Genomic DNA, 18,814 nt, shown 5'->3' with positions numbered 1-18,814 from the left:
GGGGAAAATGTGCGCAAACTAGTGCGCCGCCATCTGGGGAAGGTGGTGGCGGGCACGGCCATTGCGGTGACGGGAACCGCCGCGATGATCGGAATCACCCTGCCGGGCACGGCAGGAGCGGACGGCGGCCGGGGGGCCGGAGCGGAGGGCCGCGCCGCCGCGTCCCAGGGCCCCGGACAGGGGCAGGGACAGGGCGCAGGCGCCCCGGCCTCCGATCCCGGCGTCGTCGCCGCGGCCGCCGACGAGGGCGAGAAGGGCTTCGGGCGCGACCCGCTCACCGACGACGAGCTGAAGCGCGCCGAACAGCTGGCGGCGGCCCCGGCCGCACGGGACGGCCGGAACGCGGGGGGCGGGCGCGGCCCGCAGCACCTGACCACCGATCTGGCCGAACCCGTGCCGTCCGAGGCGGGTCTCGCGGCGCCGCCGCGCCGCGCCGTCGTCTCGTACTACGACTACCGGACGGACCGGCTCGTCACGTCGACGGTCAACCTGACCACGGGGAAGGTCGAACAGAGCGCGGCCCAGCAGGGCGTGCAGCCCTCGCCGCACCGCGAGGAGCTGCGGGAGGCGGTCGAGCTGATCCTGGCGAGCCCGCTCGGCTCGGGGCTGAAGGCGGACTACAAGGACGCCACCGGCAGCGCGCTCACCTCCCCCGAGCCGCTCACGCTGAGCGGATTCGTCTACCGCAAGGACCGGGAGGTGCGGATTCCGGAGCAGCTCGCCGAATGCGGGGTGCACCGCTGCGTGCGCGTCATCACCAAGATCACGAACGGACCGTGGATCGACACACGGGACCTGGTCGTGGATCTGAGCGCCCGCACGGTCGTCCGTACGCCGGCCGGCTGAGGCCGCCCCCCGGCCCGACCGCTGTCACGGCCGACCGCATTCTCGTCCGCACGTCTTCCGCACGAACGTCCGAGGGAGTTCCTCTTCGCATGGACAAGAGCAGATTTCCGCATGCCCGCAAGCCGGCCTCGGTGCTCGCCGCCGCCGTCCTGCTCGGCGGCGCGCTGACCGCCGCCGGCCCGGGTGCCGCGACCGCCGCCACCGCCAGGGCCCCGCAGGCCCCCGCCCCGGCGCTGCCGTGCAGCGCGCCTTATCAGGTCACGTCGACCCTCGCGGGCGGCACCACCTGGCGCATGTGCTGGCACTACGACTCCTCCGCCGGCCTCGTCCTGGACAAGGTCAGCTATCAGCCGAAGGGCGAGCCCCGCCCGATCCAGGTCCTCACCAGCGCCAAGCTCGCGCAGATCCACGTCCCGTACGACGACGGGCAGGCCGAGTACGACGACCTCACCGGCTTCGGCTTCGGCTACGGACTGCAGAACCTGAAGCCCACCGAATGCCCCGGCGGCACCATCAAGAAGGTCAAGGTCCCCGACGTCGGCCAGGTCGACGGCCTGTGCACGACCACCCGCTCGCGCGGCCACGCCTACCGCCTCGCCAACGACGAGGGCACCAAGGTCTGGCAGGCCGAGGGCAAGGACCTGCTGCTCTACACCGTCAACAAGGTCTCCTGGTACGAGTACATCACCGAGTGGCGCTTCTCCTCCGACGGGACGATATCCGCCAACGTCGGCGCCACCGGGAGCCTCTCGCCGGGTGACTACGACGCGGGCGACGGCCGCGGCTGGCCCATCGGCAAGGGGGCCAAGGACTACGCCACCAGCCACAGCCACAACGTCTTCTGGCGGCTCAACTTCGGCCTCGACGGCAGCTCCAAGGACCGGATCGAGCAGTACGACTCCAAGGTCACCCCGCCCGCCGGCAACGGCAGCCCGAAGACGAGGACCACGCGCACCCCGGTCACCAAGGAGCTCGCCGGGGACGCGAAGGCGATGCGCTGGTGGCGAGTCGTCAGCGCGACAGGCAAGAACAAGGACGGCCACGCCCGCTCGTACGAGATCGTGCCCGGCCCCACCGCGAAGCACGCCGGCCGCGCCTTCACCAAGCACGACGTCTACTTCACCCAGAACCGCGCCTGCGAGCAGTTCGCCAGCAACAACACCCTCAACTGCGGCCGGGGCGCGCCCAGCAGTGTGGACACCTGGGTCAATGCCGAGACGCTGAGCAACCCGGTCGTGTGGGTCAACATCGGGTTCCACCACATCGCCCGGGACGAGGACCAGCAGCCGATGCCGGTCCACTGGCAGGGCTTCCAGCTCGCGCCCAGGGACGTAACCGCTATGAATCCGCTCACTCCGGCCGAACTCGCCAACCAGAACGGTGCGCCCCCGCTGGGGAGTTGAGGTACCAGCCTGTCCATCCGGCTGCACCGGCTCCCGCTCGCGGAGTACCCTTCCTTGATCGTTGGAGACGGGTGTCCAGGAGCTGGAGGCGGTGCGCGGGTGAGCTCGGGAGGGCTGGAGCTTCCCCCCGGTGACGCTGGTCACGAGGGGGACTCCGCCGACGTCCCGCCCGGCGCGGTGTCGCTCGCCCGGCCGGTCGAGATCGGGGCGGAACTGGACTGGGGCGCGGACGCCTGGAGCGAAGTGCGTACGCGCGCCCAACGGGCCGGGCGGGCCTACATCTGGCTGAACCTGGTGGAGCAGCGGCTGCGGACCGTCGTGGCCGCCGTGCTCCGGCCCATCTACGAGCCGGTGCACGGCGACGACTGGGTCGTCGCGGCCGCGGGACCCGCGGGCCATGAGTGGGTGCAGCGGGCCGTCGCCGTACGGGAGGTCTCCCGGCGCAAGGGGTATCTGCTGGACCCCGCCGACGACAACGTGCTGAGCTTCCTCACCCTCCCGCAGCTGCGCGAGCTGATGGTCCAGCACTGGCCCTGCTTCGAGCCGTACTTCGACGACCGGCGCGATGTGGAGCTGGCGCTGGACGAGCTGGAGGTCGCGCGCAACGTCGTCTCCCGCAACCGCGCGCTGAACGAGGCCGTCCTCGCCCAGGCCGAGCGGGCATCGGCCCGGCTGCTGGAGATCCTCGGCAGCGGGGCCGGCGTGCCGTCGGCGGACCGGCTGCCCGTGGATGCGGTCGAGGACCTGGTGGGGGACCGGTACGCGGACGTGGTGTCCGTCCATCCGGACCGGGTGCGGCTGCAGCGGCAACTGCCGGCCGAGGACCTGTTCGGGGGCGCGCGCCGCCTCGACGCCATCGGCATAGGCCTGAACCTGCTCGTGCAGAACTTCTCCGGACGCCGTCTGGTCCGGCTCGCCGAGTCCGGCGCCCGGGTGAGGCTGCTCTTCCTCAACCCGGCGAGCAGCGCGGTCAAGCGGCGCGAACGCGAACTCGGCCTCAAGAAGGGCGAACTGAGCCGCTCGGTGGAGATGAACATCCTCCACATGCGGCGTGTGCGGTCGAAGCTCCGCGACCCCGGGGCCTTCGAGATCCATGTCTTCGACGAGACGCCGCGCTTCACCGCGTATCTCGTGGACGGGGACGGGCCCGACGGGCTTGCGGTCGTGCAGTCGTACCTGCGCCGTGCGCGGGGCATGGAGGCACCGGTGCTGGTGCTGCGGGGAGCGGGCCGGTCGGTGGTGAGATCGGGTCAGGACGCCGAGCACGGGCTGTTCCAGACGTACCGGGAGGAGTTCGAGTCGGTGTGGACCGACTCGCGCCCGGTGTCCTGACTGTCGGTGCAACGTGCGAGAGTTTCCGTCAGCACCACTGACAAGGGGGGAGCGCCATGACGTGGCACCGTGAACCACTGGCCGGATTCGACCTGGAGACGACCGGCACCGATCCGCTGGACGCGCGCATCGTGACCGCGGCGGTCGTGGTCGTCCGGGGCGACGGGACGACCGAGCGGCGCACCTGGCTCGCGGACCCGGGGATCCGCATCCCGGAGCAGGCCTCCGCGATCCATGGCATCAGCAGCGAGCGGGCGGCCGCGGAGGGCCGCCCGGCGCGCGAGGTGGCGGACGAGATCGCGTCGGCCCTGGCGGGCCACTGGTCCGAGGGCACCCCGGTCGTGGCGTACAACGCGGCCTTCGACCTCACCCTGCTCTCGGCGGAGCTCGCCCGCCACGGGCTGCCGTCCCTGTGGGAGCGGCTCGGCGGCGCGGACATCGGCCCGGTCGTCGATCCGTACACGATCGACCGAGCCGTCGACCGCTACCGCCGCGGCAAGCGCACGCTCGAGGCGGTCTGCGCGGAGTACGGCGTCGTTCTGGACGACGCCCACGAGGCTCTCGCGGACGCACTCGCCGCGGTGCGGGTCGCCCAGGCGATAGCCGTCCGCCATGCCTCGGTCGCGGCGCTGACGCCCGCGGAGCTGCACGTCCGGCAGGTGCGGTGGTACGCCGAATGGGCGGCGGACTTCCAGGACTTCCTCCGCCGCAAGGGCACGCCGGACGCGGTGGTGGACGCGTCCTGGCCGCTGCGCGAGCCGGTCGCCGGCGCGTCGCGCTGACGGGGGACGGTCCCGCGCGGCTCCGCCGCGGAGGGGGCGAGCCGGCCCTCGTCCCCGGCGCCGTCCGGTGGGCCCGGGTGTCCGTCCCGGGGCTCGCCCGGAGCTTCGCCCCATCGCGGCCCCCGGGACACGGGAGGACGGATGGTTCGCGCCCCGCGCGCGGGCGGCTCAGTCGCTCGGTGCCGGCGGGGCACCACCCTGTCTGCCGATCAGCCGCGACAGCCCCGCGTGGTCGGAGCCGACCTTGCGGTATATGTCCGACAACAGCCGGGTCACCACTGTCTCCTGGGCGCCCAGCTCTGCGGCGATGCGGGCGTTCGACCAGCCGCGGGCGGCCCATTCGGCCACGGCCCGCTCCTGCGCGGTGAGCGGCTCCGTGGCCGCGGTGCGCAGCTGGAGCGGCCACAGGCCGGCCGCGTCCAGTTCGTCGCGGGCCCGCGCCGCGAGGGCGTCGGCCCCGCACTGCACGGCGCCTTCCAGCCCACGGTGGAGCTGCTCGACGGCCTCCTGCGGCAGCCCCGCACGGCGCAGCGCCACGCCGTGGTCCACCAGCGCACACGCCAGGTCGTAGCCGGCAGGGGAGCGCTCGAGGTGCTCGACGGCCTCGGCCAGCAGGGTGACCTGCTCCGCGCCGTGGTCCACCGAAGCCTTGGCGAGCAGCGCCTGTCCTATCGCCGACTGGGTGCCGAACTGGCGGGCCCTTCGTACGCCTTCGGAGGCGAACTCGAGGGCTCGCGCCGGATCGGACGCCTCCAGCGCGCGGGCCAGATGGAGCTGCCAGGGGCACCACGCCGGGTTGCGCATGCCGCGCGGATCGAGCCGCTCACCGACCTGGAGGAGCTGCCGCTCGGCCTCGCGCCGCATGCCGCGTGCGAGCAGCAGCTCGCTGTGGACGGTCTGGGAGTCGGGGTACACCACGGCGCTGGGCACTATGGTGCCGTAGCTGTACCGGATGGCGAGTTCGTGGGCGTCCTGGGTGCGGCCGCGGGCGAGCAGGATCTCGATGAGGATGCCGATGGCGAAATACTGTGCCGGCACCTGGTGGCCGACCCGGTCCGCGATCCGAAGTCCGCCACGGACCAGGGACTCGGCTTCGTCGAGACGCCCACGGCGATAGCGGATGTAACCCAGGAGGGTGAACCCGAACGACAGGTGGGCGCCGCGCCAGCCCTTCTGCTCGCATTCCGCAATACCCGTGTTGAAGAGCTCCTCCGCTCGTCCGGGCTGGTCGCAGTACATGAAGGTGAGCGCGACCAGGACCGGGACCTCGAAACCCCACTGCTCGTCGGTCCAGCTGAGGCCTTCGCCGAGGGCTTCCTCCGCATAGTGGAGCGCGGTGGCCGCGGGCTCGCCGCGCACCATGGCGTCCCAGGCACGCAGGCCCAGGATGTACCGCTCTCCCGTGCTCCGGCCGGTGAGGTGCTCGGCCAGCCGGGCCAGCCGGCGGGAGCGGGCGGGCGAGTCCTGTTCGTCGGCCCGGAAGGCGTTCCACATGAACTGCTCCGCCTGCATGCGCAGCCGTGTTCTGGCGTCGGTGGCCCCTCGTGCGGCCTCGGCGACCGTCTCGGCCGCTTCCGCCATCCGGTCCGAGTGGCCGAGTGCCTGCGCCAGCCGGTAGACGATCGCCTCGCGCAGGGCCGGCTCGAGGACGGGCTCCTCCAGTGCCGCCCGCAGATGGTTGACCGTGGTCGCAGGCTCGGTCAGCAGGGCGGAGCAGCCGAGTTCGAAGAGGACGTCGGCACGCTCATCCAGGGCTGGTGGCTCGCGGAGCGCCCGGGCGAGGCAGCGCCGGGCGGCCTCGGGCGCACCTGCCCTGAGGTATTCGCGGGCGGCCTGCCGGAGCTGCTGCACGGCCCAGGGGTCGCTCTCCGGGTGCATCTCCAGCAGATGGCGGGCGGCCGTGGTGGCGCCCAGGCCCGCGCCGGCGACCACCGCGGCGGCCTGGCCGTGCATGGCGACGCGGAACGCCGCGGGAATCGCCCGGTAGACGGCGGTGGCGACCAGCGGGTGGAAGAACTCCAACGAGTCCTCGTCAGAGACGCCGGGAGCGGCTTCGGCGAGGATGCGGACCTCCCGCAGCCTGGCGACGGCATCCGTGGACTCGGCCTCGCCCAGTCCGCCGACGCTCGCGGCCAGGCGCCGGGATGCCTCGGCACCCAGCACGGCGGCACTCCAGGCGAACCGGACTGCGGAGGTGCCGAGCCGCTCCAGTCGCTCGACGAGCCCGCTGCCCTTCACCGCGGAGGCCAGCTCGCGCAGTTCGGGTACGTGTACGACCTGCGGCTTCAGCCCGCGGTCGGCGACCTTGGCGGCGAGTTCGACGGCCTCGAAGGGGTTGCCTCCGGTGACGGCCCAGGTCTCACGGCAGAACGCCTCGTCGGCCTCCTCGCCCAGGGTGTCCCGGACGATGCGGCTGACCGCGCCGGGGGTGAGCGGTACGAGGTCGAAGGGGCGCGATCCATGGCGCTCGGCAAGCCGGCCGAAACCGGCCGCGTCCATCGGGAGTTCATCGGGACGGTAGGCCACGACGAGCAGCATCGGGAGTTCGGTGACCCGCGGCGCGAAACCGGTGAGCCAGGCCAGCGACTCGGCGTCGGCCCAGTGGGCGTCGTCCAGGATCACCATCAGCGGCGCTTGCTGCACGGCGAAGCGGGTGACGATCCAGTCCAGGCCGTCCCGTACGCCCTGGGGGTCGGGCGAGGCGGTGCTGTTCTGCGCCACCAGGCCCACCGCGGGAGCGACGATGTCGTACCAACTGCCCAGTATTTCGCGCTGTTCCTTCTCCGTGCCCGCCGCGAGCACGGGTTGGACCAGCTGGCGTACGACATGGAACGCGAGGCCCTGCTCCTGCTCCCCTCCGCGGGCGAAGAGCACCGTGCAGCCGCGGGCCACGGCCCTCCTGCGCATCTCGGCGAGGAGTGAGGTCTTGCCGAGTCCCGCCGGCCCGGAGAAGGCGAGTAACCCGCCCGTGCCGGGTGCGGCCGAACCCGTCGAGGCCCCGCTCAGGTCGGTCAACAGGGCGTCGAGTGCTGCCAGTTCCGTGTCGCGTTCCAGCAGTAGCCGGCGCGGCCGTCCTGGCCGGTCTCCTGTGTAGGCCACATCCGTTCCTTCGGCCGTAAGTCGTCCTCGGGTACGCGAAGGGTACGCCCGTGGAGAGGCTCGGTCGTCCTTTGTGAAGGTACTGCCCGCACGAAGCGATGAAATTCTGATAATACCGGCCAACGTGTTTTCGGTTCTGCCCCTCCATGCCCCGCACCGCTCCTGGGGGCGCGTGCGCCGTCGCGTGCGCCGGGTATACGCTCCATGGCGCCCGTCGGGAGCGGTCGTTCGGCTCGTATGACGCCTAACCTCTTAGGACGGCGAGAACGCGTCACGACCGCACCGCCGAGCCGGTGGGATGCGCCGCGACGCCCAGGGGGTGCGTATGGCGAACGCAAGGCCTTCCGGCTTCCGTCCGGTGCCCTCGGACCCGACGCGGCGCACCGCCGCCATCAGGATTCCGTTCTCCGCCCGCTTCAGTCCGCATGCCGAGCGCGCTCGTCGGCACACGCTGCTGTGGCTGCAGGAGACGGGCCTGCTCAAGGAGGAAGCCGAGGTGGCGGAGTACGACGCGCTGCGGCTCGAGCGGTTGATGGCGTATTTCTACCCCGACGCCACGGGCAGCGACCTCGAGCTCGCGGCCGACTTCAACGCCTGGTTCTTCATCTTCGACGACCAGTTCGACGGTGGGCTGGGAACGCGGCCCGAGGCGATCGAGCGCGTGGTGGACAACCTCGTGGCGACCATGACGCTGGACGGCCCGGCCCACCAGCGCCCCGATGGCCGCGAGTCGCCGCTCGTCCGGGCGTTCCAGGACATATGGCGCCGGGCCACTGCCGGCACGCCGTACGGCTGGCAGAGCCGGTTCCGTGCGCACTGGCGGGACTACATGGCCGCCCACCAGGGAGAAGCGCGCAACCGGAACGCGGACCGCCTGCCCACCCTGGAGGAGCTCCTCGAGGTGCGGCGGGACTCCATAGGCGTACAGCCCTGCCTCGACTTCACCGAGCGGTGCGGTGGCTACAGCCTGCCGGACGAGCTGCTCGGTTCCTCCCCGCTGCGGGAGATGCGTCGGATCACGGGCGATGTGGTGATCTTCGTCAACGACATCGTCTCGCTCGTGAAGGAACTGGCAGCGGGGGACGTGAACAACAGCGTCGTCGTCCTTCGCGAACAGGAGGGCTGCACGCTGGAGCAGTCCGTCGAGCGCATCGCGGCGCTCGCCAACGCGCGGACAGCACGCTTCGCCCAGCTCGCCGCGGCCCTCCCCAAGGGGATGAGCGAGCGGGGAGTGCCTCCGGAGGTGCGCGGACACATCGAGCACTACGTGGAGGGCATGGGCCACCTGATGGCGGGCAACCTCGCCTGGTCCCTTGCGACCTCCCGTTACGACGAGACCGGGATCGCCGCCGTCAGCGGTGGGCGGCAGCGTCCCTGGGCGCATCTCACCTCGGTACCCGAGGCCCGTGCCCGCTGCGCCGGCGGCGACGGGCCTGAGCGGAGCGCGCCGCCGGAGAGTTGAGCCGGACCTTCGGTCACTCGCCGCGCGGCGACAGCGTGCGCAGCGCCATACGGCGGAACTCGATCGACTCATAGGGTCCGGCGACCCCGGTCTCGTACAGGATCCCGACCGTCTCGGCGTCGGACTGCACCAAGTCCGAGTACCCGGCCTTCCGCGCGGACACGGTCAGCGCCTTGACGAAGGAGCGCCCCGCGTCCGCACTGCTCCAGATGGCCATCGATGCCCGCTCGGTGGGCACCGAGGGGCCCGAGAACAGCAGCCTTCCCCGCTCCCCGGCCGTCTGCAGCACACTTCCCTGGACCATCGGCACGTCATCCAGCGCCGGCTGCACCTCATAGGCCCGGTCCTGGGTCGAGGCCCCGTCGCTGGAGTACGTGTCCAGGCGGTTCCCCGCGCTCGTCCCGAGCTGATCCCGGGCATTGAAGTACATTCGCCCGTCCGGCAGTTGCGCCGCGGACGACTCGTTCGCGTTGTTCCTGCCCTCGTACGCACCCTCCACGAACCCGAGCCGCCAGGACAGGCCGCCGTCGTCGCTGTAGATCGCGTGCGCCCCGTAGTACTTGGGCTCCCGCCCGGTGTCCGGGGATCCGGCCGGCGGCGCGATCGAGTGATTGGCCGGCACCACCAGGCGGCCCGCGTGCGGGCCTCGCGCCAGGGCGACCGCGTGGCCCGGCCCGGTCGCGTACCAACGCCACTCGGAGCGCTTCACCGAGGGTGTGATTTCCCGCAGCGGCGAGAACGACCGCCCGTCGTCCCGGCTCGTCTGCACGAACACCCGTCGGCTCTGCTCGTCCGTGACCTCGCCGCGCAGAATTCGTGCCTCGGTGACGTCACCGCTGTTGTACGAGGTGACGAGCACGACATCGCCGGTCCGGGGATCGATGACCGGCGCGGGATTGCCCCGCGTGTCGCCCTTGCCCGCCGCGACGACCTGCAACGGCCCCCAGGTGCAGCCGCCGTCGCCCGACCGCCTCAGCACCACGTCGATGCTGCCGCTGTCCCCCGAGCCACCGGAGCGCCCCTCGGCGAAGGCGAGCAGGGTCCCGGCCCGGGTCCGGACGACGGCGGGTATGCGGTAGGTGTGATAGCCGCCCGTGCCCGCGGTGTACGGAACCGACGAGGTGCACTTCTGCCGGGACTCGCCGGCCACGTCGCCGGCTTCGGCCGCCCAGGGGCGGACGACGACCGCCAGCGTGGTAACGGCAGCAACGGCGCAACCGGGGATGAGCACCCAAGGATTCAGGACCTTACGATTCATCGCTTCCCTCCGCAGGGCGCTCCGGCGGCGCGCATACCCGGACGGGCCGGGCCTCCACCGCATCGTGGAGGCACCCGTGGCCTGTCTTAGCGGAAGGCGGTGACACCTGGGTTGATCACGGGTAACACTTCAAAGCCGCTCAGCCGGCCCTCGCGCTCCGGGCCTCCGCCTCGCCGATGAAGTCCAGCAGCAGCTCGTTCACCCGCTCCGGCGCATCCAGCTGCAGCCAGTGCCCCGCGCCCTCCACCCGCTCGTACCGCCAGGAACCGGCCACATGCTTCTCCGTGCCGGTCATCGACACCTCGGTCAGGAAGCGGTCACCCGTGCTCCACACCCCCAGCACGGGCCCGGGCAGCGGCGGCAGCGGCAGCTCGGGGCCGAACAGCACCTCGGGCGGCAGCCCCGCGCGGTACACCGCCAGCGCGGCCGTCAGCGCACCCGGCGCGCGCAGGCCGTCGACGATCACGTCTGCGTCGGGATGCTCGCCGAGCATCTCGCGGAGGTGGGCGAAGTCGTCCCGGGAGAGCCACTCCTCGGCGATTCCCGGCAGCTGGAACAGCAGCATGTACCAGGACTTCTGCCGCTGCTCCCAGCCGGCGTCCCGCAGCGCCGCGACGTGCCCCACGGACAGAATGCTCAGGCCGGCCACCCGCTCCGGCGCCGCCATGGCCAGTTGCTGGACCATGCCGGATCCCCAGTCGTGGCCGACGAGATGGACCCGCTCGACCTCCAGCCGGTCCAGCAGCTCCAGCAGGTCGGCCACGGACCGGGCCGGGGCGTAGGCCTCGGTGCCCTCCGGGCGGTCCGAGCCCCCGAAGCCGCGCAGATCCGGGGCGATGGTGCGGTATCCCGCGGCGTTCAGCGCGGACACCTGGTGGCGCCAGCAGTCGTGAGTGTCCGGGAAGCCGTGCACGAGGAGCACGGCAGGCCCCTCGCCACCGGTGGCGACCTCGAGGGTCACCTCGCTGAGTTCGACGCGCATCCAACACTCCGATTCGTGGAAGGGAGGTGAGCCGGTACGGGCCTCCCGATCACGATGTCAGAACGGGTACCAGCGCACCTGCGCGTCATCCTCGCGCAGCGAGGCCACACGACGGCGGAATTCGGCCGGCGCTTTCGGGTTGGTGGGGGCGTGCTGCGCCACCCAGGCGCAGCTCGCCGTCTCGCGGGCGCCGCGCAGGACCGCGCAGCCGGCCCAGTCACGGACGTCCCACCCGTACGCCTCGGTGAACGCGTCGTACGCCGCCGGATCGAGCCCGTACCGGTCGCGGGACAGCGCCAGGACCACCAGATCGTGCTCGCGCAGGTCCGAGGAGAAGGTCTCCAGATCGACCAGTACCGGGCCGTCGGGGCCGATGTGGACATTGCGGGGGAGTGCGTCCCCATGGATCGGACCCGGCGGCAGATGCGGGGTCAGCGCGGCCGCCGCCGTGGCGAAACCGTCCCGCCGTTCCCGCAGGTACGCCGCGTCCGCCGGATCGATCGCGTCCCCCGCCAGCCGCAGCCACCGCTCGACGCCCCCGAGCAGCTCCCGTCGCGGCAGCGCGAACGGCGCCGCGGGCAGCCCGTGCACCTGACGCAGCAGCGGCGCCAGGTCCCGCGGCTCGGCCGGCCGCACCGCATCGGGGAGCCGCTGCCACAGCGTCACCGGATGCCCCTCCACCAGCCGCGCCTTCGGCTCCACGGCCCGTACGGCAGGGACGCCCGCACCCTCCAGCCACCCGGCCACCGCCAGCTCGCGCTCCGCACGCTCCAGCAGCTCCGCGCTCCGCCCGACCTTGACGACGACGTCGCCCGTGCCGAAGACCGCGTTCTCGCCGAGGGCCAGGAGCGCCGCGTCCCGCGCCAGTCCAGCCGCTGCCAGCACCTCGCGTGCGCGTGTCTCGTCCATGGCCCGAATTCTCGCATCCCCGCAGGTGGGGCTGACGAGCCGACGGTCCGTCAGCGCCATGACGGAGGTCGAGGCCGGTCCGGATCAACTTCGCAATGGGGGCGGATCCGTGACACTGGCGAGTACCGGTTGCACGAGACGTCTCGTCTCGTTTAACGTGAGGGCATGACCGAACCGAAGCGTTCCCATGTCGCCATGTTCTCCATCGCCGCCCACGGGCACGTGAACCCGAGCCTCGATGTCATCCGGGAACTCGTGGCCCGTGGGTACCGCGTCAGCTACGCGATCCCGCCGTCCTTCGCCGAGAAGGTCGCCGCCACCGGCGCCGAGCCGGTGGTCTACACCTCGACGCTCCCGACCGACGACGAGCCGGAGGCATGGGGGACGGAGCTCATCGACAACATCGAGCCGTTCCTCGCGGACGCGGTCCAGGCGCTGCCGCAGCTGGCCGAGGCGTTCGCCGGCGACGAGCCCGACCTCGTCCTGCACGACATCACCTCGTACCCGGCGCCCGTGCTCGCCCACCGGTGGGGCGTGCCCGCGGTGTCGCTCTGGCCCAACCTCGTGCCGTGGGAGGGGTACGAGGAGGAGATCGGCGAGCCGATGACCGCCGAGCTCAAGGCGTCGGAGCGGGGCAAGGCGTACTACGCCCGCTTCGGGGCGTGGCTCGCGGAGAACGGCATCGACATCCACCCGGACCGGTTCGTCGGCCGCCCGCGGCGGGCCGTCGTGCTGATCCCGAAGGCGCTCCAGCCGAACGCCGACCGGGTCGACGAGTCCGTCTACTCCTTCGTCGGCGCCTGCCAGGGCGACCGCGCGGACCAGCGGGAGTGGCGGCGTCCGGAAGGTGCCGAGAAGGTGCTGCTGGTCTCGCTGGGCTCGGCCTTCACCAAACAGCCGGGTTTCTACCGCGCCTGCGTGGAGGCCTTCGGTGATCTGCCGGGATGGCATGTGGTGCTGCAGATCGGCAAGTTCGTCGATGCGTCGGAACTGGGGGAGGTGCCCGCCAGCATCGAGGTCCACCACTGGGTCCCGCAGCTGGCGGTCCTGAGGGAGGCCGACGCCTTCATCACCCATGCGGGTGCGGGCGGCAGCCAGGAGGGCCTGGCCACCGCGACCCCGATGGTCGCGGTCCCGCAGGCCGTCGACCAGTTCGGCAACGCGGACATGCTCGTCTCGCTTGGCGTGGCCCGGCACGTCCCGATGGAGGAGGCCACCGCCGACGCCCTCCGCGAGGCGGTCCTCGCTCTGGTCGCCGACCCGGACGTCGCCCGCCGCCTCCAGGAGATCAGGCTCTCGATGGCGGGCGAGGGTGGTACACGGCGTGCGGCGGACCTGATCGAGGCCGAACTTCCGCACGGCTGAGGCGCATGAGCCGGGGGCGTATATCCCGGCGCGCAATACCCGGCACAGGTGGAGCGGACCGGCCCTTCAGGGGCCGGTCCTCCTTTTGTGTGCCGGAATTCCGGGCGGGATATGTGAAGACCTTAAGCCCCCTATGTGTAAGCCGAGTTGAGGGTGAAGTCCGACATGTGCCGCCCTGGTCGTTTCGTTATTACGAAGGCTTGTTGAGTAAGTCACAGGTGTATGAAGGTCTTGATCTGAGCCCGTCAATCGGTCAGGGTTTCGAGCCAACCCCCGGAGATTTTCCTTCCGGAGGCCAAACCCCCCACAAATGATGACGAGGAGACCCCTCTTCATGGCAACTCACAAGCGCTCGAGCAGGATCAAGCTCACCGCGGCGATAACCGCCGTGGCCGCAGCCGCCGGAGTGACCGTACTCAACACCTCGTTCGCCGGAGCCGCGCCCGCACCCGCACCCGCGGAGGGCACGATCTACGGTGCGAACGCCGAAGGCGCCGTCGCCGGCAGCTACATCGTGCTGCTGGACGAAAAGGCGAACAAGAAGGAGCTGGCCAAGGAGTACGGCGGCACGCTGCAGCGCACCTACAACTCCGCCATCAACGGCTTTTCCGCCAGCGGACTCTCGGAGACCGAGGCCAAGCGTCTCGCCGCCGACCCCGCCGTCGCCAAGGTCGTCCAGAACAAGAAGTTCACGATCAACGCCACCCAGGACAACCCGCCGTCCTGGGGCCTGGACCGGATCGACCAGGCCGACACCGCGGGCGACAGCAAGTACACCTACCCCGACAGCGCCGGCGAGGGCGTCACCGCGTACGTCATCGACACCGGAGTCCGCATCTCCCACAAGGACTTCGAGGGCCGCGCCACGCACGGCTTCGACGCCGTCGACAACGACGACTCCGCCGACGACGGCAACGGCCACGGCACGCACGTGGCGGGCACCATCGCCGGCGCCGCCCACGGAGTCGCCAAGAAGGCGAAGATCGTCGCCGTCCGCGTCCTCGACGACAGCGGCTCCGGTACCACCGAGCAGGTCGTGGCAGGCATCGACTGGGTCACCAAGAACCACCAGGGCCCGTCCGTCGCCAACATGAGCCTCGGCGGCGGCGCCGACCCGGCGCTCGACGAGGCCGTTCGCAAGGCCATCGCCTCCGGCGTCACCTTCGGCGTGGCCGCGGGCAACGAGTCGAGCGACGCGAGCCAGGGCTCCCCGGCCCGCGTCGAGGAGGCCATCACCGTCGCCTCCTCCACCAAGGACGACGCGCAGTCGGACTTCTCCAACTTCGGCTCGGTCGTGGACATCTACGCCCCGGGCTCGGACATCACGTCCGACTGGAACGACAGTGACGAGGGCACGAAGACCATCTCCGGTACGTCGATGGCGACTCCGCACGTCGTCGGCGCCGCCGCGGTCTATCTCGCCGCCCACCAGGACGCCACCCCGGAGCAGGTCGCCAAGGCGCTGACGGACGGTGCCACCGCCGACAAGATCAGCAATCCGAGCGAGGGCACGCCCAACAAGCTCCTCAAGGTCGTCGAGTGATCGGCTGACCGACCACCGGTGATGAGCCGGCGGCCGCCGCGCCCTCCCCCACGGGGCGCGGCGGCCGTCCTATGGTGTGACCATGGCGACCACGGCGAAGACCTCTGCGTACGCACTGCTGCTGCGCGGCATCAATGTCGGCGGACACCGCAAGGTCCCCATGGCCGACCTCCGCGCGCTGCTGGCAGAACTGGGCCACGGCGACGTCCGTACGTATCTGCAGAGCGGCAACGCCGTCTTCACCAGCGCGACGCGCGACGAGGACGCGCTCGCGACGGGCATCGGGCAGGCCATCGAGAAACACTTCGGCTTCACCGTCGACTGCCTGGTGCGCTCGGGCCCGTACCTTCGGGCCGTCGTCGAGAACTGCCCCTTCCCGGCAGCCGATCTGGCGGGCAAGCAGCTCCACGTCACCTACTTCTCGGAGCGCATCGGCCCCGAGCGGCTCGCGTCCGTGGACGCGGCGGCCTTCCTCCCGGAGGAGTTCCGGCTCGGCGAGTGCGAGCTGTATCTGTACGCGCCCGACGGGCTCGGCCGCTCCAAGCTCGCGGTGGCCCTCTCCAGGCCGGGCCTCACGAAAGGTGTCGTGGCCACGACCCGGAACTGGAACACTGCCGTCAAGCTCGCCGAGATGACCGGAGGACACGCGTGATGACCGAGCCAGGCTCCGGCATCGACGCCGCGATCGAGGGCGAACTCCGACTCCTCGACCCGCTCGTACGCACCGAACCCGCACTCGTCGCCGGACTGCTGCACCCGGAGTTCCTCGAGTTCGGCGCGTCGGGGCGCCGCTTCGACCGCGACGCGATCATCGAGTCACTCGCCCAGGAGGGGGCCCAGACCTCCGCCAAGCCGATCACCGCGTCGCAGCTCAGGGGCACCCAGCTCGCCCCCGACCTCGTCCACCTCACCTTCGTGACCGAGTACAACGGACGGCGTGCCCACCGCAGTTCACTGTGGCGGCTGACCGGTGACGCCTGGCAGCTCTACTTCCACCAGGGCACGCCGTTCAGTGCCGATGAGAGCTCCGACGGGAGCTCCGGCTCCAGCTGAAGCCTCCGGGCAGCCGCACGGAAGCCCTCTGGTGGCCCGAGCTGTCCCGTGTGACGTGGGCGCGGCGCGTGCCGACGCTCAGCGACCAGCCGTGCATACCGAGGTTCAGATGGACCAGCTTCGGGATGATCGTGATCCGCTTGTGGTAATAGATCGACATATCGGCCTCCTTGTCGCCATGGTGCGCGAAGAGCTCGGCGCGGCTGTCACGGCACCGCCACGGTCGTGTCACCGCAGGGAAGACATGTCCTCGTCCGACAGTCGCATCGCGGCCGCGGCCAGGTTCTCCTCCAGATGGGCGAGCGAACCCGTGCCAGGAGTGGGGCGGAGCACGGGCGAGCGGTGCAGCAGCCACGCCAGGGCGATCTGCCCGCGTGACGCACCGTGCCGATCGGCGACCTCGTCCAGCGCGGCAGCCGTCCCGCCCGTCAGCGCGCCGTTGGCCACGGCGTCCGGGCGCTCGCCCCGGGGCCCCAGTAGCCGGCCCCGGTGAGCTGCGCCGTGCCGTACCCGAGCCGCCGGACCGACGGGCCCTCGCCGAAGGGTACGTGTCAGTGATCAGGCGGGCACGGTAGCCGAGCCGCCGGAATGTCGGTGCCGAGGCCTATCGTCGCTTCCATGTACGACGACGGTGACGGCACGCCGCGGGACGGCGGGGCACGGGCGGCGCAGGCGCGCGCGGCCGAGGTACGGGTCGCCTTCGAAGGGCTGCTGCAGATCCGCCGGCTGACGAACACGGGCGCCGCCGACCCGGAGGCGATACCGGCGGCCTGGGAGCGGGGCCGGACGGTGCGGGCGGTCGCGCTCGCGCTGGAGGCGTCCGGGATCACCCCGTCCGCGGTCGACGAGTCCACCGGACAGCGGGTCGCGACGGGATACCGCGTCCGGGCACGGGAGGAGGAGCCGGGCACGGTCACGGTCGAGTGGCTCGGGCCGCCCGGCAGCGGGGCCGTGGCCCAGGAGGAGAGCGCCCTCACCGAATGCGCGCGGGTGCTGGACCGGCTCGGCTGGGACGCGCTGCTGTACCGGGGCCGCGGTCATCACCGCTTCCTGGAGGTACGGCCTCCGCATCCCGGACGTTGAATGGCCCACGTATCCGGCCCCCGATTGGCCCGTGGTGTAGGGACATTTGGCCCCTAGGGTGGCCGTCATGACAACCGAGTCCGGCACCGAGTCCACGGCCGAGTCCACATCCGCGCACCCAGCAACCGCCGTCGACTTCTACTTCGACCCCGCCTGTCCGTTCGCCTGGATCACCTCCCGCTGGATCCTGGAGGTCGAGCAGCAGCGCGACATCGACGTGCGCTTCCGCCCGATGAGCCTCTACCTGCACAACCTCGGCAACGAACTGCCCGACTGGTACCGCGACCTGGTCGACCGCTCCATCGGCCCGGTCCGGGTCGCGGTCGCGGCGGCCGAGCAGCACGGCGAGAAGGTCCTGCGCGACCTGTACACCGCGATGGGCACCCGCATCCACCAGCGCAGGACGGAGGACTTCGACGTCGTGATCGCCGAGGCCCTCGCGGAGACCGGTCTCCCTGCCGAGCTGGCCGCCGCCGCGCACGGCACGGCGTACGACGACGCGGTGCGCCGCAGCCACGACGCGGGCAAGGACCCGGCGGCGGACGGCTACGTCGGCACGCCGACCATCCACGTCGACGGCGCCGTCTGGTTCGGGCCGGTCCTCAACTCGGTGCCCCGCGGCGAGGAGGCTGGCCGGCTCTTCGACAGCTTCCGCGTGCTGGCCGGCCACCCCGACTTCTTCGAGCTCAAGCGGACGCGGACGGGAAAGCTGAACCCGGCCTGACCGGTGCGGCCGGCGGTCAGCCCGCCAACGCGACGATCCGGTCCATGTGCGCCTCCTCGTAGCGCTCCAGCAGCAGACGCGCCAGCTCGGGGGCCGGGCCCAGCACGTCCGCGAGGACGTCGGCACCCGCCTCGGCGGCGCCCGCGACGATACGGTCCGGCAGTCGGCCGGGGGCGATGACGTACGGGGCCACCGCCACCCGGGCGACGCCCTCGGCGCGCAGCGCCCGCACCGCGTCCTCGGTACGGGGCAGCGCAGCGGAGGCGAACGCAGGTCGCACGGCGCACCAACCGGTGTGCCGCAGCTCCCGCGCCACATCTGCGATCACTGCGATCGCCTCCGGGTCGGAGGAGCCCGCCGAGGCCAGGACGACCCCGGTCGAGCGCTTGTCCGCCGGGCCGAGCCCCGCCTCGTACAGCCGCCGCTCCAGCGCGGCCGGCAGCAGCGGCGACGGGCCCAGCACCTCGGCCTGGGTGATCCGCAGCCGGGGGTGCCTGGCCCGCGCCTCGTTCAGGACGGACGGGATGTCCGCCTTGGCGTGGAAGGCGCGGGTCAGCAGCAGCGGCAGCGCCACCACGTCCCGTACGCCGTCGTTCGCCATCCGCTCCAGGACCTGCGGCACGGACGGCGCGTTGAAGTCGAGGAACGCGGTCGACAGCCGCAGCTCCGGCCGCAGCGACCGGACGCGCCGTACGAGTGCGTGCACGGTCGCGGCGTGCCGCGGGTCGCGGCTGCCGTGGGCGATGACGAGCAGGACGGGGCCGTGCGCGGGGCTGTGCGGGAGGTGCATGGCAGACGCTCAGTTCCTGACGAGCAGACCGCGGCTGCGCAGGACCCAGCGCTCCAGCGGGCTGAAGATGAGCAGGTCGATGGCGATGCCGACGATCAGGATGAGGATGATCGCGAGGAACACCCCGGCCATGTCGATGTTGTTGCGGGCGTTCTCGAGCAGCTGGCCGAGGCCCAGGCCGAG

The 18,814-nt window shown here is 71.7% G+C and carries 18 protein-coding genes and 1 pseudogene; 11 read left to right on the top strand and 8 right to left on the bottom strand.

Features of this window, described 5'->3' with window-relative positions; all coding sequences use genetic code 11:
* Positions 1-9 precede the first annotated feature (9 nt).
* The 4 genes from ACFV9O_RS30860 (at position 10) to ACFV9O_RS30845 (ending at position 4,363) form a co-directional block, all read left to right on the top strand.
* Positions 10-846, top strand: a complete 837-nt coding sequence (locus ACFV9O_RS30860) for a Tat pathway signal sequence domain protein (protein ID WP_385423584.1) — start codon at positions 10-12, stop codon at positions 844-846.
* Positions 847-935: 89 nt separating this feature from the next.
* Entirely contained in the window at positions 936-2,249 is a 1,314-nt protein-coding gene (locus tag ACFV9O_RS30855; RefSeq protein ID WP_385423582.1) for a copper amine oxidase, read from the top strand.
* Between the two features lie 99 nt (positions 2,250-2,348).
* Positions 2,349-3,581, top strand: coding sequence for an SAV2148 family HEPN domain-containing protein (locus ACFV9O_RS30850; protein ID WP_385423580.1), 1,233 nt, complete (start codon positions 2,349-2,351; stop codon positions 3,579-3,581).
* Positions 3,582-3,637: 56 nt separating this feature from the next.
* Positions 3,638-4,363: a 3'-5' exonuclease gene (locus tag ACFV9O_RS30845; RefSeq protein WP_385423578.1), complete on the top strand. Its 726-nt coding sequence runs from the start codon at positions 3,638-3,640 to the stop codon at positions 4,361-4,363.
* Between the two features lie 168 nt (positions 4,364-4,531).
* Here the strand turns inward: ACFV9O_RS30845 and ACFV9O_RS30840 are convergent, their stop codons facing one another.
* On the bottom strand, positions 4,532-7,462 hold the full coding sequence (locus tag ACFV9O_RS30840; RefSeq protein WP_385423576.1) for an ATP-binding protein: 2,931 nt from the start codon (positions 7,460-7,462) through the stop codon (positions 4,532-4,534).
* A 325-nt stretch (positions 7,463-7,787) separates the two neighbouring features.
* Between ACFV9O_RS30840 and ACFV9O_RS30835 the strand changes: the two genes are divergently transcribed.
* Complete coding sequence (locus tag ACFV9O_RS30835) at positions 7,788-8,924, top strand: isoafricanol synthase (RefSeq protein WP_385423574.1); 1,137 nt, start codon at positions 7,788-7,790, stop codon at positions 8,922-8,924.
* Positions 8,925-8,937: 13 nt separating this feature from the next.
* Here ACFV9O_RS30835 and ACFV9O_RS30830 read toward each other — a convergent pair whose 3' ends face one another.
* The 3 genes from ACFV9O_RS30830 to ACFV9O_RS30820 form a co-directional block, all read right to left on the bottom strand.
* A complete protein-coding gene (locus ACFV9O_RS30830; protein WP_385423572.1) occupies positions 8,938-10,182 on the bottom strand; it encodes an exo-alpha-sialidase in 1,245 nt (414 codons plus the stop codon).
* Positions 10,183-10,321: 139 nt separating this feature from the next.
* The gene (locus ACFV9O_RS30825) at positions 10,322-11,164 is read right to left on the bottom strand and encodes an alpha/beta fold hydrolase (protein WP_385423570.1); all 843 of its coding nucleotides are present in this window, start codon (positions 11,162-11,164) and stop codon (positions 10,322-10,324) included.
* 57 nt (positions 11,165-11,221) lie between these two features.
* Entirely contained in the window at positions 11,222-12,073 is an 852-nt protein-coding gene (locus tag ACFV9O_RS30820; RefSeq protein ID WP_385423568.1) for a phosphotransferase enzyme family protein, read from the bottom strand.
* Between the two features lie 165 nt (positions 12,074-12,238).
* On the opposite strand from ACFV9O_RS30820, the gene mgt reads away from it, so the two are divergent.
* From mgt to ACFV9O_RS30800, 4 genes are all read left to right on the top strand, one after another.
* Positions 12,239-13,438, top strand: coding sequence for a macrolide-inactivating glycosyltransferase (gene mgt / locus ACFV9O_RS30815; protein WP_385423566.1), 1,200 nt, complete (start codon positions 12,239-12,241; stop codon positions 13,436-13,438).
* A gap of 334 nt (positions 13,439-13,772) precedes the next feature.
* The gene (locus ACFV9O_RS30810; protein WP_385423564.1) at positions 13,773-14,981 is read left to right on the top strand and encodes a S8 family peptidase; all 1,209 of its coding nucleotides are present in this window, start codon (positions 13,773-13,775) and stop codon (positions 14,979-14,981) included.
* An 82-nt stretch (positions 14,982-15,063) separates the two neighbouring features.
* Positions 15,064-15,633 carry a DUF1697 domain-containing protein gene (locus ACFV9O_RS30805; protein ID WP_385423562.1) on the top strand — a complete coding sequence of 190 codons (570 nt, stop codon included), beginning with the start codon at positions 15,064-15,066 and terminating at the stop codon, positions 15,631-15,633.
* On the top strand, positions 15,633-16,034 hold the full coding sequence (locus ACFV9O_RS30800) for a DUF4440 domain-containing protein (RefSeq protein WP_385423560.1): 402 nt from the start codon (positions 15,633-15,635) through the stop codon (positions 16,032-16,034). Before ACFV9O_RS30805 ends, ACFV9O_RS30800 begins: the two co-directional genes overlap by 1 nt.
* Here the strand turns inward: ACFV9O_RS30800 and ACFV9O_RS30795 are convergent.
* A complete protein-coding gene (locus ACFV9O_RS30795; protein WP_385423624.1) occupies positions 15,991-16,131 on the bottom strand; it encodes a DUF4236 domain-containing protein in 141 nt (46 codons plus the stop codon). The two genes, ACFV9O_RS30800 and ACFV9O_RS30795, sit on opposite strands and share 44 nt — an antisense overlap.
* Positions 16,132-16,262: 131 nt before the next feature.
* Complete coding sequence (locus ACFV9O_RS30790; RefSeq protein WP_385423558.1) at positions 16,263-16,481, bottom strand: aldo/keto reductase; 219 nt, start codon at positions 16,479-16,481, stop codon at positions 16,263-16,265.
* 171 nt (positions 16,482-16,652) lie between these two features.
* Between ACFV9O_RS30790 and ACFV9O_RS30785 the strand changes: the two genes are divergently transcribed.
* The gene (locus tag ACFV9O_RS30785; protein ID WP_385423556.1) at positions 16,653-17,117 is read left to right on the top strand and encodes a hypothetical protein; all 465 of its coding nucleotides are present in this window, start codon (positions 16,653-16,655) and stop codon (positions 17,115-17,117) included.
* 67 nt (positions 17,118-17,184) lie between these two features.
* The gene (locus tag ACFV9O_RS30780; RefSeq protein WP_385423554.1) at positions 17,185-17,841 is read left to right on the top strand and encodes a DsbA family protein; all 657 of its coding nucleotides are present in this window, start codon (positions 17,185-17,187) and stop codon (positions 17,839-17,841) included.
* A 16-nt stretch (positions 17,842-17,857) separates the two neighbouring features.
* Here ACFV9O_RS30780 and ACFV9O_RS30775 read toward each other — a convergent pair whose 3' ends face one another.
* Both ACFV9O_RS30775 and ACFV9O_RS30770 read right to left on the bottom strand, forming a co-directional pair.
* Complete coding sequence (locus ACFV9O_RS30775; protein ID WP_385423552.1) at positions 17,858-18,631, bottom strand: sirohydrochlorin chelatase; 774 nt, start codon at positions 18,629-18,631, stop codon at positions 17,858-17,860.
* A gap of 9 nt (positions 18,632-18,640) precedes the next feature.
* Positions 18,641-18,814 (bottom strand): annotated as a pseudogene (locus ACFV9O_RS30770) (ABC transporter permease); the annotation flags it as partial.

This window comes from Streptomyces sp. NPDC059909 (assembly GCF_042730885.1).
Classification (GTDB): domain Bacteria; phylum Actinomycetota; class Actinomycetes; order Streptomycetales; family Streptomycetaceae; genus Streptomyces.
Note: the sequence above shows the minus strand (reverse complement) of the source record. Positions and strands in the feature narration are given on the sequence as shown.